Here is a 14,235-nt window from a genome sequence, read left to right as displayed (position 1 = left end):
GCAGTCGATTCCTCAGAAGGACCACGGTAAAATCTGATTATGCAGGAAATGACTGAACTTGTAGTGTCCCGGCAATTCACCGCACCGCGTAGCGCGGTGTGGGCGGCTTTTGTTGAGCCAGAAATTATCGCCCAATGGTGGGGCCCGCAAGGGTGGAACGTGCAAGATGGCTCGGTCATCCTTGAACCAAAAGTCGGTGGACGTCACGAACTGACCATGGAGCAGGGCGATAACCCCGAAGCACAGGTGCCGCTCAAGGCAGTGGTCACAGTCTTTGATGAACATGTTTGTCTGGCTAGCGCCGACGGCCCTCATGAGATGACCTTGGATCTGGTGATCCACACCAAGGTGGACTTCAAAGAATTTGCAGGACAGACCCATGTGACTCTCACGCAGACGCCGCTGCCTTACGAGGTCATCGAAACCAGCACGAAGGCGTGGAATTCGGCCTTCGCGAAACTTGAATCGTTATTGTCCGAATACTTCTAAATGGGGCTTCGGGACTAGGTAACTGCGCACGGAGGCAATGCGCGCTGTTTTGGTTGCCCCGGTAAAGCGCAGTACATGGCTAAAGGCAGCAGAGATATCTTGTTCGTTGGTGACATTTCCGTCGGTGCTACCCTCGCGCCCGTGAGTCAGTACGCTTTTGAACTCCAAGGACTTTTTTTCTCCGGAACTGCTCACCCACTGACATAACGCGTCGACCCCGCGCAACGTCCCAAAGCCTACGATTTCCCATTCAACATCGTCGCTTACCCACCGTTTCAGATGGTTCACGTCCTTGCTGTGCAAGGCCACAATCACTTCTTGAATGATTTGATGCCGTGGGGCGTTACCGCAATTCTCCGGATAACTGATCTGTAAGTTTGAACGTTCGGCTGACATGTTTTCACTCACCTGGCTTCGGACTTAAATGGTTTGTCCCACTATAGTCACCACTTTTGAGCCGAAGTTGCAGCGCCTTACCCACGACCGATAAATGGCATGCCGGCAGCGGTGATGGTTAATTGATTGACCGACACGGTCAGTGGACTATTGGCGAGGAAAGCCACCGCATCCGCCGCTTGCTGCAAAGCGAATGTTGGTTCGACCTTGAGTGAGCCATCGGCTTGCAAGGCACCCTGGGAAGTGCCTAGCTCATTCATGATGTCGCTTGCGGTATTGCCAATATCTATTTGAGAAGCGCAAATATTAAACGGCCGGCCATCTAGCTCGATCGATTTTGTGAGTCCAGTAATCGCATGTTTGGTGACCGCATAGGCCACCGAACGCGGCCTAGGCACCTGCGCAGAGATAGAGCCATTGTTGATGACCCGGCCACCGCCGTGATCTTTCATGTAGATAAAGGCTTCGCGGGCACAATTTATCGCACCAGTGAGGTTGACCCGACAGGCTTTGTCCCAATCGTCCTCGTGCAATTCATCGATTGATACCGCAGGGCCAAAAGTGCCAGCATTATTAAACAGTGCATCTAATCTGCCGAAGTGAGCGGTGGCTTTAGCAAACAACTCACGGACTTGACCGGCGCTGGTCACGTCGGCGGTGAGTACTAGGGCATGTTCGTGATCTTGGGCGGCCTGGCGAAGTGTGTCCTCGGTGCGCCCAGCCAACACGACATTCCAGCCTTGACTGAGCAGCGTTCGCGCGGTCGCTTTTCCAATCCCGGATCCGGCACCGGTTATCAAGATGGTGGAACGAGACGTATTTGCAGTAGCCATTTTCTCTCCTTAGAGCACCAAGTTCAGCACGGTGGTGCCTGATTACAGAGCATATGAACTTGTCTGCCAATGACTGAAGTCGATCCTCGGATATTACGCCGATGCGTAGGGCCGACTCCATAACTATTAGGCTTAGAAAGACTCAAAAAGACCTGTGAAGGAGTCGTGTGTTCCTCGACGTGCTGTTCGGTGTTTTACCGCTATTTTTTGTGATGCTCATTGGGTATGCGGTTAGCTATTCACCGAAGTTCCCGCCCAGCGTGGAACCAGCACTGAACGTCTTCGTTTTTTATGTGGCGCTGCCGGCACTGTTGTACAAGGTGGTTGCCCGCTCCGATATTAGTCACGGCGTTCCGTTGGATTTTCTCTGGATCTCGGTTCTATCCACGTTGCTCTTCGCGCTCATCTGTTGGGTGCTGTTCCGCTACCTCTTGCGCGTGGATCGCGGCCGGTCTCTTGCCGGGATGTTAAGCACCAGCTTCGGTAACGTCTCCTATTTAGGGATTCCAGTAATTCTTGGAGTGCTCGGCAGTCAAGCCGGACTTGCCGCCGGGATGGGGCAGCTGATCCACAACGTCATTTTCATGGTGGGTTTTCCGATTCTCGCGCAGCTAATGATGCCAACCGGCCCGGGAAACGGGCATAAGCCAAGTGGCCGCCGAATCGCGTTGACGGTAAGAAACGCGCTAATTTACAGCCCGGTTACGTGGGCGATGGTTATTGGCGGAGCGGTAGTCATGTGGGGGATCCCGATACCACAGCCGATAGATGACACGGTAGATTTAGTCGCCGCCGCAGCGGCCCCAGGAGCATTGTTCGTGATCGGGTTGTCCTTGCGACGTACGGTTCAACGCACGCTGCAGCGGCGTGCCTCGGCAACTGCGGTTCCGGTGCGAGCGACAAAACGCACCATGGGCATTATGGTGGTGGGCAAAATGCTGGCCCTGCCAATGCTCACGGTTTCATTGCTGTGGCTTTTTGCGCCAGAACTTGATGCGATGTGGTTCAACACTGCGGTACTGATGGCAGCTTTGCCTACCTCGGCCACGGCGTACATCATGGCGCAAAACGACACCGGTGATGGCGAGTCGACCGCACTAGCCATCGTGATCACCTGCGCCTTGTCCGTGGTTGTGCTCCCGGTGCTTGCGCAGCTGGTACTGAAGTAGGTTGCCGAGCTCGGTGGTTATTCTTGGTTGCTGAATGCCGCATCAAAACCTGCTTCGGGCAGTTTCCACAGCAGCGAGCGGACGTAACTTAGCGCCTGCCTGGCGCCATGTAGCCGGTCCATTCCGGCGTCTTCCCATTCAACCGAGATGGGGCCGGTGTAGCCAATAGATTTCAGTGCCCGGAACGCGTCCTCCCACGGTACGTCTCCATGGCCTGTAGAGACGAAGTCCCAGCCTCGGCGAGGGTCACCCCACGGTAGGTGTGAACCAAGGACACCCGCACGTCCATTAGCGGCACGAAGTCTGGTGTCTTTGCAGTCCACATGGTAAATCCGATCTTTGAAGTCCCAGATAAACCCGACCGGATCAATGTTCTGCCACATCATATGTGAGGGGTCCCAATTAAAACCGAATGCCGAGCGGTATCCGATTGCCTCGAGGCTGCGCACCGAAGACCAATAGTCATACGCGATTTCCGAAGGATGAACCTCGTGTGCGAAGCGCACCCCTTGGTCATCAAAAACATCGAGGATCGGGTTCCAGCGGGTTGCGAAATCTTCATATCCTGCTTCGATAACCGAGGCGGGCACCGGTGGAAATTGGGCGACGTAAGGCCAAATCTTTGAGCCGGTAAATCCCACCACTACGTTAACATCGAGCTTTCGGGCCACTCTGGCCGCGCGCTTCATATCTTCTGCAGCACGCTGGCGAACCCCTTCAGCATCTCCATCTGCCCAGGTGTATCTGCGCACCATCGCCTGGTGGCGAAAATCAATGGGATCATCACAGACGGCTTGACCGGTGAGGTGGTTGGAGATCGCATGAACCTGCAATCCATACCGATTTAGGATCTCCAGACGTGATTTCAGATAGTTGGGATCTTCGTCGGCGCGTTTGAGGTCTAGATGGTCGCCGGAGGCGGCGATCTCTAACCCGTCATAACCCCAGTCCGCGGCCAACTTAGCTACCTGCTCGAAGGGAAGATCTGCCCATTGCCCGGTAAAGAGTGTCACCGGGTGGGTTGCGGGGTCGGTGTTCATCGCAGGCTCTCCTTGGTGGTGTCGTGTGAGGATCGTGTGGCTGCTCGGGCGTTGGCTAGTTTGTCGACCGCCTCGGCGGAAAGTATGTGAGAAATGACCAGCATGCTTGCCCCGCGGACACCTGCCATGTCTTTCGCTGTTGAGCCGCCGATGACCAAATGTTGGGTGGCCAAGGGGGTGGATCGATAGTAGACGACTTCACGTACTCCGGCGATGACATGCTCGCCCGCGCGAGCCAGCCGTCCGCCCAGAACGATCACCGAGGGATTGAGAAGATTCACGCACATGGCAAGTACTGCTCCGATATCGCGTCCGGCTTGTCGGAGTACTTGAATCGCGGCGGTATTATTCTCTTCGGCAAGCTTTCCGACGTCTGAAGCGGTCTGTACTGGATAGCCTAGAGCCGCCAGGTTTTTAGCTACCGCTGCCCCTCCGGCAAGGGCCTCTAGACAACCGGTGTTTCCGCAGCTGCACGGTTTAGCTGCTCCGCCGGGCACTTGCACATGGCCTAAGTCGCCAGCTGAGCCTTGAGCTCCACGTTGTAGCTCGCCACCGCTGATGATGCCGACACCGACTCCGGTCGCGACTTTCACGAAAATAAGGTTTTCGGTAGTGGGCCAAGACAGTGTTTTCTCGCCCAGTGCCATGATGTTCACGTCGTTGTCGACCAGGACCGGGACATCAAAGTGCTGTTGGATGGTCCCCGGAATATCGAAGTCGTTCCAGCCGGGCATGATCGGAGGTTTGGTGGGGCGCCCCGTTGAGTGTTCGACCGGGCCAGGGACGCCAATAGCGATTCCAGAAAGTGTGTCTAGACCCCGTGCGTTACGTTGAAGTAGTTCGGTGAAGCTTTTAATCACCCACGCCAAGGTGGCCATGGGGCCGGCGGCGATATCGACATCTGCGCGCAAATGGTCAATGATGTTCCCGGCTAAATCGGTCAGTGCCAAAATGGCGTGCGCGGCTCCTAAGTCTGCGGCGAGCACTGTGCGAGATTTCGGTGCGAACGCAAAGTTTGACGGTGGCCTGCCGCCGGAAGATGCACTGGATCCGACGGTGCCGATTAGTTCGAGGTCAAGCAGTGCCTCTACGCGGGCTGCGATGGTGGAGCGCGATAGTCCGGTGATCTGGGCTAGCTCCGAGCGGGTGCGCGGTTTGCCGTCACGCAGGAACTGAAACAGTTCACCTGCACCGGGTGCAGCGGTGGGTGACTTGGGGGCAGTGATCGTCATGGCCATGACTCTAGTGAAACATATTCAGCAAAAGATGTTGTCCAGATCACAACTAATGACAATAGATAATCGACTTTTGCTCGACAGATATCAAAAGTCAGTGTAACGTCCATCACTATGAGCCACGATGAAGTCAACAGTGGGACGGATGAGCAAATCACTTTGCTCGAAATGCGGGGGATCGAAAAGCGATTTCCAGGCATCATTGCCTTGCAACAGGTCAGTTTCGGGGTCAAAGCTGGAGAGGTCCACTGCCTGCTGGGTCAAAATGGCGCGGGAAAGTCGACACTGATCAAGGTTCTCGCCGGGGTACATCAACCTAATGACGGAGAAATCCTGCTTGACGGCCGCCAGATCCGTTTTTCCTCTCCCGATGATGCGATCAAGGCTGGCATAGGAACGATGTACCAGGAACTCGACTTGGTCGAGTCACTGACGGTTGCGCAAAATATCTTCCTGGGACACGAAAAATCCCGCGGGGGATTCAGCTCCCATAAAGCTGAACAAGTCGAGGCAGCAAAGCTTCTTGGCAGGCTAGGCCACCAAGAAATATCACCAAGCATGGAAGTCGGCGAGCTTTCGGCGGCTGGTCAGCAAATCGTCTCAATGGCCCGCGCACTGTCTCGCGAGGTACGCCTTATCATCATGGATGAACCCTCTGCGGTCCTCGATTCCGAAGAGGTGCGCAACCTATTTGAGACCGTCAGAGCATTAACCGCCAGTGGGGTTGCGGTCATTTACATTTCGCATCGCCTCGAAGAAATCCGAGTCATTGGCGATCGCATCACGGTTTTAAAAGACGGCCGCGCCGTCGCCTCAAACCTAGAGGTCTCGCAAACTTCCAATGGTGAACTGATCACGCATATGACTGGCCGGACCATCAGCAACGTCTTCCCGCCGGTGGTCAGTCTTCTGGACGGCACACCAGACATTTTGCAGGTTGAAGAGCTGGTCATCGCTCCCGGACAGGAACCGCTCTCCTTTAACGTCCGGGCAGGTGAGGTGCTTGGGCTGGCCGGGCTTGTTGGCTCCGGGCGTTCGGAGATCTTGGCAGCTATTTATGGCAGTACTAAACCGGTCTCCGGAGTGGTACGCGTCGAAGGCAAAAAGTTGAGACCGGGTTCTGCGGTAGCCGCCGTTAAAGCAGGCATGGGTCTTTGCCCAGAAGAACGCAAAAGCCAGGCTCTGCTGCTTGATGACACTCTCATCTCGAACTTCACGCTCGCGAGTATCGGACGCTACGGCACCGCCGGGTTTACCAGTGGTAAAAACGAATACCAAGTCAGTATGGAACAGATCGGCAAGCTCGAATTGCGGCCCGCAGATCCCACTCGCGAGGCACGCACCCTCTCTGGTGGAAACCAACAAAAGATCGTCTTGGGCCGCTGGCTCTCCCACGGGTGCAAGGTGCTCTTGCTCGATGAACCAACGCGTGGCGTAGATGTTGGGGCACGAAGCGAGATCTATCAATTGATCTCCGAACTCTCTCGTGCAGGAATCGCGATCATCGTGGTGTCCAGTGAACTAGAAGAAGTGCTCGGATTAAGCCATCAAGTTCTGGTGGTTTCCGAGAACCGCATCGTGCACCGGGGCATGGCAGCAGAACTGAGTGAACATCAAATTCTTGACCTTGTGATGGAAGGGACCACCCTATGAGCTTCGCAACTTCGAGCCACGCGCGATCAACGGTGCATAATCGGCCGCGACGCAGCGTACTCAAATGGCTGCTTGATGCTGGGCTGCGCCGAAATATGGGGCTGATTTTTGCGCTGATCTTGTTGTGCGTGGTGGGTGGCCTCACCGCCGGAGAGCGATTCGCTGACGTGAACAACATGATGACCATTCTGCGCCTGGCCGCGGTAACCGGTGTGGTCAGTATTGGCGCAACCTTTGTGATCACCATCGCCGGTATCGATCTGTCCGTGGGTGCGATCCTGGCTCTCGCAGCGGTCTGGGCGACTACCTTATCCGGGCAGATGTTCGCCGAGAGTACCTCCTGGATCTTTTTGCCCATCACCGCGATGGCCATTGGCGCCGCGGCCGGGCTGGTCAACGGCATTTTGATCGCCTATGGCAAGGTCGTCTCGTTTATTACCACTTTGGCTATGATGGCCGCCGCACGTGGTTTGGCAGAGATCATCTCAGATAAGAAAACCCAACTGATTTCGGTGGATGGATTTCTTCAGGCTATCGGTGGAGACCTGTTCGGAATTCCCACTATCGTGTTGATCTTTGTCCTCGTGGCGATAGGCGGTTGGGTCTTACTCAACCGCACGACCTTCGGGCGCAGAACCTTCGCCATTGGCGGAAACGCAGAAGCCGCAAGGCTCGCCGGGATCAAGGTCGAACGTCACACCATGATCGTGTACGCGCTCGCCGGCCTATGTGCCGGAATCGGTGCCTTTATGCTCATGGCCCGTACCACCACCGGCAGCGCCACACACGGTACCGGCTTGGAGCTGGACGTGATTGCCGCGGTGGTTATCGGCGGAACTTTGCTCACCGGTGGCCGCGGCTCAATTTTTGGGACGGTGCTTGGTGTACTGATTTTTTCCACACTGACCAACATTTTCGCACTGAACAACCTCTCGCTGTCGGTGCAACTTGTAGCTAAGGGCGCCATTATCGTGATCGCAGTGCTGATTCAGAGGCAGCTGGCGATTAGGCAGTCGAGAACCTGATTTATCCCAAGACTTTCCGTGCACCACTCGCAGTAACAATGATTCAAAGGAGAAGAAATGTTTGCCTCGATTAAGGGTCCACGCAAGATGTTGGGTGCGGCCGCGCTGCTCGCAACGTCGGCTTTTATGCTCACCTCTTGCGTCTCAAATTCACCAGCACCCAGCAATGAATCTTCCGACGCCCAAAATGCCCCGGCAGCGGCCGGCGCCAACGCCGAAGAAGGCAAGAAGGTCACCATTGGTTTGTCGGTTCCCGCCGCGGATCACGGATTCATGGCTGCCATGACTGACCTCGCGGTGGAAACCGCGAAGGATTACCCAGACGTAGAACTGAAGGTATCCGAAGGCACCAACGACGTCAGCGTACAGATCAGCCAGGTCGAGACGATGATCAACGACAAGGTCGATGCGATTGTGCTCTTGCCTTTCGATGGGGCAGCGTTGACCAAGGTGGCGCAAAAAGCCATGGATGCGGGCATCCCCGTGATCAACGTTGACCGTGAGTTCAGTACCGCGCAATCGTCACGAGTCACGGTGCTCGGCGATAACTATGGCGTAGGAGTCTCCGCTGGCGACTTCATCTGCGCCGAACTGGGCGACAAAAAAGACGCCAAAATCGGTGAAATTCCTGGAATTGATTCCTTGCCGCTCACCCAGGAGCGTAGTGAAGGTTTCAAAGATGCGCTGGCCAAATGTGGTCTTGAAGTTTCGAACCGGGTTCCAGCAGAGTTCACCGTGGAATCCGGTGAGCGTGCCGCCTCAAACCTGTTGCAAGCTGCACCTCATCTAGATGCAATCTGGAACCACGATGATGATCAGGGCGTCGGGGTGCTGGCAGCCATCAAGGCCGCAGACCGTAGTGAATTCTTCATGGTAGGTAATGGCGGTTCGGCAAATATGATGCGTGAGATTCAGTCCGGAGATTCGGTGGTCAAGGCGACCACCGTGTACCCGGCATATCAGGCCGCTGATGGCGTGAGGATGGCGCGACTTGTTGCCCAGGAACGCTCGTTGGAAGACCTGTTGGACATTGAAATTCCGCGCAAAGTTGTGCTGTATGCCGCAGTGGTGACCAAGGACAACGTGGAGAAGTATTTGCCTACAGCCTTTGAGTCCTAGGCCGCAGAGCGTAGCGAAATTAGTTCCACTAGAAGGAGAAGCAAATGCTCAGAACAGGATCGGCCCTTGGGGTTGCGGTGATTGGCCATTCGTTCATGGGCAAGGCCCATTCCCAAGCGTGGCGAAACGTTAACGCCACCTACGATTCGACCCTGGTGAGCATGCGGGTGCTGGTGGGCTCTAACCCCACCAGCACCGCCGAATCAGCTGCCAAATATGGGTGGGAAGAATCTAGCACCGACTGGCGCGCGACAATCCTCCGTGAGGATATAGACATTGTCGATATCTGCACCCCGGGAGCCCTGCACGCTGAAATAGCACTTTTTGCTTTAGCGCATGGCAAACACGTGGTGGTTGAAAAGCCACTGGCTAACACGCTGGCCGAGGCCGAGGAGATGAATGCGGCCGCGCTGGCGGCGGCCGAGCGTGGAGTGATCAGCATGGTGGGGTTCAACTACCGGAGAATTCCTGCCCTGACCATGGCTCAGCGGATGCTAGCCGAGGGGCGGCTGGGTCAATTGCGACAGTTGAACATTCGCTACTATCAGGACTGGCTCGTCGATGATTCCGCTCCTATGACGTGGCGGTTGCGCAAGGATGAAGCCGGGTCCGGGGCGCTGGGAGATTTGGCTTCTCACGCGGTGGACCAGCTCAGGTTTCTCACCGGGGCGCAGATCAGCTCGGCTTCGGCGACCAGCCGAACCTTTGTCACCGAACGGGCTGGAGACTCGGGGCCAGAGCAGGTCAGCGTCGACGATGCGATCTGGGCGACCTTAGAACTGGATAATGGCGCAATCGCCACGGTGGAAGCCAGTCGGATGGCCACAGGGAGGAAGAATTCTCTTCGTATCGAGGTTTACGGATCCCAAGGATCCTTAGAATTCGATTTGGAGTCAATGAACTTTTTGAAGTTGTACGAGGCTTCGCATGATGCCGGGGAGCAGGGCTTCAAATCGATTATGGTCACCGAACCAGAGCATCCGTACTTAGATGGCTGGTGGCCTACCGGGCACGTACTTGGGTGGGCCGAAAGTTTCACCCATGAAATCCGGGATTTCTTGGCGGCCATTGTCAGCGGTATCCCGGCCAGCCCATCTTTCGCTGATGGGCTTGCAGTGCAACGGGTGTTGGCAGGAATTGAAGATAGCGCGACCCAAAGTGGTGCGCGAGTGAAGGTTGCTGGCGCAAATTAGCAAGTGCTGCGGGGCAAGAAAATCAAGTATCCGATTACTCACGGGATCAATTTTCCGGTGGCATCATGTGTGGTGCCGAACATTTTAAGTACGCAAAGACCATGCTCGGCGCCTCCGGAGCATGGTCTTTGCGCTGTTCGTGGCCCACGAGGTGGGTGGGTGTTACCTGCGCAGCAAACGATCAAAAAAGGTTGGCGCGGAAGGGTTGATTCGAGGCCGTGGGGACATATCTGGATCTAGGTTTTCAATTGGCTGGAACATTCCCGTTTGCAGTGCTGTGGTCGCGCTGAGGACCCGCGCTTCCTTGGGTGAGTAGTTGATGCTGGCCGGCTGGTTGGCGGTCATGGCGACCCTCCTTCTTGAATCTATTCATTCCACAATATGGAAGTTTGTTTTTGTTGTACGGAACCAGTATCTCTGGGTAGCTGGAGTGTTGGCAAGGGTTTGCGCCTAAAAACTTCTTCCGACCGAAATTCCGGGCAATAAATCACACTTCAAAAAATAGCTTTGCAAAACCACTTGACGGGAGTGGTGTGAGTTGGCTTACAGTAGTGGAACGAAGATTCCACGATCCAAAAACATCGAGTCGAAGCCGATAAGTCGTCGGTGGTAAGGGTGTTCAGCCGCCGGATTGTGGTGTAAGAAAAGAGCTGATCACCCAATGAACCTCGAAGACTTTAACAACCTCTCTCAGGGGCAGGCCGCAGCGATTCTGCGCCCATGCCTCGATGTGGAGCGTTGGATCAACGACATCGTCGCATCTCGTCCCTACTCAAGTAACGATGAATTACTTGCAACAGGTTATCGAAGTGCCGAAACCCTGAGCGAAGCAGAAACTGCCGCCGCGTTGGCACACCATCCAAGGATCGGTGAACGAGCCGATGGGAACTCGGCCGAAGCCCACCTTTCGCGTGGTGAACAAGCGGACCTGCAGCTGAACGACGACATTACCGCTCAGCTTTCCGCGGCTAACCGAGCCTACGAAGCCCGATTTAACCGGGTATTCCTCATCCGTGCCGCCGGCCGAAGCAGTGCCGAAATCCTGAGCGAATGCGAACGCCGTTTGGGTAATGCCGATGACATTGAAGCGCGCGAAGTAGCTGAGCAACTAAGCGCCATTGCGCTGCTACGGCTAGAAAATGCCATCAGCAACTAAAGCCACCCCTTTGAACTAAGGAGTACTCCATGGATGAACAGACCGCGGAACGCAGTCACATCACCACCCATATTCTCGACACCGGGACCGGGAGGCCTGCCTCTGGTGTTAAGGCCACGCTGGAAGCCAATTCGGCATCCGGCTGGCAAGAAATCGGATCCCAGATCACCGATGCGGACGGACGCATTAAGCATCTTGGACCGACTCAGGTTGAAATAGGCCGCTACCGGATCTCCTTTGAAACCGGTGACTATTTCGGGAAGCAGGGAACGGAAACTTTCTTCCCCGCGGTAAGCATCGAATTTTACGTTTCTGACGTTGCCGAGCATTACCACGTACCCCTTCTTATCAGCCCGTTTGCATATTCCACGTACCGAGGAAGTTAGAGTCATGACCGCACAAATTAAGGCCCCAGCCGGAACCAAAATCGTCCTAGGAAGCAACCAGTACGGTAAAGCTGAAGTCCACCTGGTGAAGATCACCCGAGACACCGACCGTCATCAGATCCAAGATCTAAACGTCACCAGTCAACTGCACGGAGACTTCGCCGCCGCCCATACCGATGGCGACAACGCCCATGTGGTCGCCACCGACACTCAGAAAAACACCGTATACGGCTTGGCCCGTGATGGAGTGGCTTCACCAGAAGAGTTCCTGGTTCGACTCGGCGAACACTTCACCAGCAAATTCGATTGGGTGACCGGAGGACGCTGGGCCGCACAACAATTCTTCTGGGACCGGATCAACGACCATGATCACGCGTTTTCACAGAACAAGTCCGAGGTCCGCACCGCGGTCTTAGAAATCGCCGAAAATGGTGAAAAATGTATCGTTGCAGGTCTGGAAGACCTGACGGTTTTGAAGTCCACCGGCAGTGAATTTCATGGGTTCCCGGTGGATAAATACACCACACTCAAGGGCACCACCGAACGAATTCTCGCCACCGATGTCACCGCCCGTTGGCGCTACACTCCGGAAGCTGTGTCCGCCGGCATCGATTTTGATGCCGTGTACGCGTCGGTGCGATCCTTGCTGCTAACGCAGTTTGCGCTCACTCACTCCTATGCTCTGCAGCAGAGCATGTACAACATGGGTCAAGCGGTTCTGGAGGCACATCCGGAAATCGCTGAAATCAAGATGTCCTTGCCAAACAAGCATCACTTCCTGGTGGACCTTGATGTTTTTGGGCAGGACAACCCGAATGAAGTGTTCTTTGCTGCTGATCGTCCCTATGGGCTGATCGAAGCGACTGTCACCCGTGAGGGCACCGAGGCTAACCATCCGGTCTGGGCTAATATCCCTGCATTTATCTAACTCGACGTGAAAAGGGTGTGCCAGTGCTGGTATACCGGTACACCCTTTTGGCAGCGACTGACGTAGGAGGTCAGCCTTGAGCGCTACACACAACGAATCTATCAAAGCAGCACGCCCGGAAGACGCTAAATTACCTTTTGGAAAGTCGTTGGCCTACGGGCTCCAGCATGTATTGACGATGTATGGCGGCATTATTGCTCCACCTCTCATCATCGGTGGAGCGGCCGGACTGAGCAGTGAAGAAGTAGGGCTCCTGGTAGCCAGCTGCCTATTCATTGGCGGGCTTGCAACCATCCTGCAGACTATCGGCATTCCTTTCTTCGGTGCCCAACTGCCGCTGGTTCAAGGCACATCGTTCGCCTCCGTGGCAACCATGGTCGCCATCGTCAACGGTGGTGGAGGGTTGCCGGCAGTCTTCGGCGCGGTGCTGGTTGCGGCGCTCATTGGTTTCCTCATCGCCCCATTCTTCGCCCGAGTCATCAGATATTTCCCGCCGGTAGTCACCGGCGTGGTGATCACCATGATTGGCATATCGCTGACCCCGGTAGCAGCAAACTGGGCTATGGGAGGAGACGCTAAAGCTGAGGACTACGGATCATTGGCGAATATTGGTTTAGCCGCCGGTACTTTGCTGCTTGTCTTGCTGCTGTCCAAGGTTGGTATCGCAGCCATCTCGCGCATGTCTATCTTGATCGCGATCCTTTTAGGCACCGTCGGCGCCGCGTTGCTTGGCATGGCCGACTTCTCGCAAGTGGGGACCGGTGCAGTCTTCGCCTTCCCACAGCCGCTGGCCTTCGGAATGCCGGTTTTTGAGCTCGGTGGAATCATCTCGATGACCATCGTTGTCTTGGTCATCTTGACGGAGACAACCGCCGACATTCTTGCCGTCGGTGAAATCGCTGGTTCCCGCGTGGATTCCAAACGTATTGCCGATGGCCTACGCGCAGATATGGCATCTTCGGCGGTGGCTCCAATCTTTAATACCTTCACCCAGTCTGCCTTTGCGCAGAATGTTGGGCTGGTAGCAATCACCGGGATCACCAGTCGCTTTGTCGTGGCAGCCGGTGGCGGAATCCTGGTGGTACTTGGACTGCTTCCAATCCTTGGACGGGTGGTCGCAGCGATTCCCACGCCAGTTCTTGGTGGTGCTGGAATAGTCTTATTCGGAACCGTGGCTGCCTCGGGAATTCGCACGCTGTCGAAGATCAAATATGACGGAATGAACCTGGTGATTGTGGCCGCGTCCATCTCCTTCGGCTGTATCCCGATCGTCAAGCCTGACTTCTATGCAAATTTCCCAAATTGGTTTGAAACGATCTTCCACTCGGGAATCTCCTCGGCGGCCATCATGGCGGTATTGCTGAACTTGCTGTTCAACGAATTTAGGTTCGGAAATACCAAAAACTCCTCGGTCTTCTCCGCCGCCCCGCCACGTTTGGTGAAGCGCGAAGAGATCTGCGGACTGATCGAGGGTGACCATTTTGAAGGTGGCAAGCTCATCGATAAGGAAGGCTATGAAATTCCCGTGGTGACTCCCGAAGAATTTGAACAGATTCAGACCGGAGCCATTCAGATGCCTGTACCCAAAGTTGCCGAAACACCGGAGCATTAGA

General features: G+C 55.4%; 15 protein-coding genes. 10 read left to right on the top strand and 5 right to left on the bottom strand.

Annotation, left to right across the window (positions count from 1 at the left end; genetic code table 11):
- Positions 1-48: 48 nt before the first annotated feature.
- Complete coding sequence (locus tag ACX5K5_RS16270) at positions 49-489, top strand: SRPBCC family protein (protein ID WP_205738262.1); 441 nt, start codon at positions 49-51, stop codon at positions 487-489.
- Here the strand turns inward: ACX5K5_RS16270 and ACX5K5_RS16265 are convergent.
- Positions 469-885, bottom strand: coding sequence for a nuclear transport factor 2 family protein (locus ACX5K5_RS16265; RefSeq protein WP_096255183.1), 417 nt, complete (start codon positions 883-885; stop codon positions 469-471). The two genes, ACX5K5_RS16270 and ACX5K5_RS16265, sit on opposite strands and share 21 nt — an antisense overlap.
- 77 nt (positions 886-962) lie before the next feature.
- Entirely contained in the window at positions 963-1,718 is a 756-nt protein-coding gene (locus tag ACX5K5_RS16260; RefSeq protein WP_096255185.1) for an SDR family oxidoreductase, read from the bottom strand.
- A gap of 167 nt (positions 1,719-1,885) precedes the next feature.
- Here ACX5K5_RS16260 and ACX5K5_RS16255 point away from each other — a divergent pair, with 167 nt between their 5' ends.
- Positions 1,886-2,887 carry an AEC family transporter gene (locus tag ACX5K5_RS16255; RefSeq protein WP_459174825.1) on the top strand — a complete coding sequence of 334 codons (1,002 nt, stop codon included), beginning with the start codon at positions 1,886-1,888 and terminating at the stop codon, positions 2,885-2,887.
- A gap of 17 nt (positions 2,888-2,904) precedes the next feature.
- On the opposite strand, the gene ACX5K5_RS16250 is transcribed toward ACX5K5_RS16255, so the two are convergent.
- A complete protein-coding gene (locus ACX5K5_RS16250; RefSeq protein ID WP_459174824.1) occupies positions 2,905-3,927 on the bottom strand; it encodes a sugar phosphate isomerase/epimerase family protein in 1,023 nt (340 codons plus the stop codon).
- Positions 3,924-5,165 (bottom strand): ROK family transcriptional regulator, encoded by a 1,242-nt coding sequence (locus ACX5K5_RS16245; RefSeq protein ID WP_096255189.1) that lies wholly within the window; start codon positions 5,163-5,165, stop codon positions 3,924-3,926. The genes ACX5K5_RS16250 and ACX5K5_RS16245 overlap by 4 nt, the downstream gene beginning before the upstream one ends.
- Before the next feature lie 111 nt (positions 5,166-5,276).
- Between ACX5K5_RS16245 and ACX5K5_RS16240 the strand changes: the two genes are divergently transcribed.
- The 4 genes from ACX5K5_RS16240 to ACX5K5_RS16225 are packed head-to-tail and all read left to right on the top strand — an operon-like array spanning position 5,277 to position 10,152.
- Positions 5,277-6,815 carry a sugar ABC transporter ATP-binding protein gene (locus ACX5K5_RS16240; protein WP_240520485.1) on the top strand — a complete coding sequence of 513 codons (1,539 nt, stop codon included), beginning with the start codon at positions 5,277-5,279 and terminating at the stop codon, positions 6,813-6,815.
- On the top strand, positions 6,812-7,840 hold the full coding sequence (locus ACX5K5_RS16235; protein WP_096255190.1) for an ABC transporter permease: 1,029 nt from the start codon (positions 6,812-6,814) through the stop codon (positions 7,838-7,840). Before ACX5K5_RS16240 ends, ACX5K5_RS16235 begins: the two co-directional genes overlap by 4 nt.
- A gap of 57 nt (positions 7,841-7,897) precedes the next feature.
- Positions 7,898-8,959 (top strand): substrate-binding domain-containing protein, encoded by a 1,062-nt coding sequence (locus ACX5K5_RS16230; protein ID WP_096255192.1) that lies wholly within the window; start codon positions 7,898-7,900, stop codon positions 8,957-8,959.
- A gap of 44 nt (positions 8,960-9,003) precedes the next feature.
- Entirely contained in the window at positions 9,004-10,152 is a 1,149-nt protein-coding gene (locus ACX5K5_RS16225; RefSeq protein WP_096255194.1) for a Gfo/Idh/MocA family protein, read from the top strand.
- A 162-nt stretch (positions 10,153-10,314) separates the two neighbouring features.
- On the opposite strand, the gene ACX5K5_RS16220 is transcribed toward ACX5K5_RS16225, so the two are convergent.
- Positions 10,315-10,497 carry a dimerization domain-containing protein gene (locus tag ACX5K5_RS16220; protein ID WP_188683838.1) on the bottom strand — a complete coding sequence of 61 codons (183 nt, stop codon included), beginning with the start codon at positions 10,495-10,497 and terminating at the stop codon, positions 10,315-10,317.
- 316 nt (positions 10,498-10,813) lie between these two features.
- Here ACX5K5_RS16220 and uraD point away from each other — a divergent pair, with 316 nt between their 5' ends.
- The 4 genes from uraD to ACX5K5_RS16200 all read left to right on the top strand — a co-directional run bounded on the left by uraD (position 10,814) and on the right by ACX5K5_RS16200 (position 14,234).
- Entirely contained in the window at positions 10,814-11,308 is a 495-nt protein-coding gene (uraD, locus tag ACX5K5_RS16215) for a 2-oxo-4-hydroxy-4-carboxy-5-ureidoimidazoline decarboxylase (protein ID WP_459174823.1), read from the top strand.
- A gap of 29 nt (positions 11,309-11,337) precedes the next feature.
- Positions 11,338-11,694 carry a hydroxyisourate hydrolase gene (uraH, locus tag ACX5K5_RS16210; protein WP_096255200.1) on the top strand — a complete coding sequence of 119 codons (357 nt, stop codon included), beginning with the start codon at positions 11,338-11,340 and terminating at the stop codon, positions 11,692-11,694.
- A 4-nt stretch (positions 11,695-11,698) separates the two neighbouring features.
- The gene (gene pucL, locus ACX5K5_RS16205) at positions 11,699-12,622 is read left to right on the top strand and encodes a factor-independent urate hydroxylase (protein WP_096255202.1); all 924 of its coding nucleotides are present in this window, start codon (positions 11,699-11,701) and stop codon (positions 12,620-12,622) included.
- Between the two features lie 76 nt (positions 12,623-12,698).
- Positions 12,699-14,234: a nucleobase:cation symporter-2 family protein gene (locus ACX5K5_RS16200; RefSeq protein ID WP_459174822.1), complete on the top strand. Its 1,536-nt coding sequence runs from the start codon at positions 12,699-12,701 to the stop codon at positions 14,232-14,234.
- Position 14,235: the final 1 nt, after the last annotated feature.

It is taken from the genome of Glutamicibacter bergerei, from assembly GCF_054495185.1.
This window is presented reverse-complemented; position numbering and strand designations above follow the sequence as displayed.

Excerpts from the sequence above, each read along its gene's own strand:
- ACX5K5_RS16270 (WP_205738262.1), top strand. The coding sequence starts at position 49 with ATGACTGAACTTGTAGTGTCCCGGCAATTCACCGCACCGCGTAGCGCG.
- ACX5K5_RS16265 (WP_096255183.1), bottom strand. The coding sequence starts at position 885 with ATGTCAGCCGAACGTTCAAACTTACAGATCAGTTATCCGGAGAATTGC.
- ACX5K5_RS16260 (WP_096255185.1), bottom strand. The coding sequence starts at position 1,718 with ATGGCTACTGCAAATACGTCTCGTTCCACCATCTTGATAACCGGTGCC.
- ACX5K5_RS16250 (WP_459174824.1), bottom strand. The coding sequence starts at position 3,927 with ATGAACACCGACCCCGCAACCCACCCGGTGACACTCTTTACCGGGCAA.
- ACX5K5_RS16245 (WP_096255189.1), bottom strand. The coding sequence starts at position 5,165 with ATGGCCATGACGATCACTGCCCCCAAGTCACCCACCGCTGCACCCGGT.
- ACX5K5_RS16240 (WP_240520485.1), top strand. The coding sequence starts at position 5,277 with ATGAGCCACGATGAAGTCAACAGTGGGACGGATGAGCAAATCACTTTG.
- ACX5K5_RS16235 (WP_096255190.1), top strand. The coding sequence starts at position 6,812 with ATGAGCTTCGCAACTTCGAGCCACGCGCGATCAACGGTGCATAATCGG.
- ACX5K5_RS16230 (WP_096255192.1), top strand. The coding sequence starts at position 7,898 with ATGTTTGCCTCGATTAAGGGTCCACGCAAGATGTTGGGTGCGGCCGCG.
- ACX5K5_RS16225 (WP_096255194.1), top strand. The coding sequence starts at position 9,004 with ATGCTCAGAACAGGATCGGCCCTTGGGGTTGCGGTGATTGGCCATTCG.
- ACX5K5_RS16220 (WP_188683838.1), bottom strand. The coding sequence starts at position 10,497 with ATGACCGCCAACCAGCCGGCCAGCATCAACTACTCACCCAAGGAAGCG.
- uraD (WP_459174823.1), top strand. The coding sequence starts at position 10,814 with ATGAACCTCGAAGACTTTAACAACCTCTCTCAGGGGCAGGCCGCAGCG.
- uraH (WP_096255200.1), top strand. The coding sequence starts at position 11,338 with ATGGATGAACAGACCGCGGAACGCAGTCACATCACCACCCATATTCTC.
- pucL (WP_096255202.1), top strand. The coding sequence starts at position 11,699 with ATGACCGCACAAATTAAGGCCCCAGCCGGAACCAAAATCGTCCTAGGA.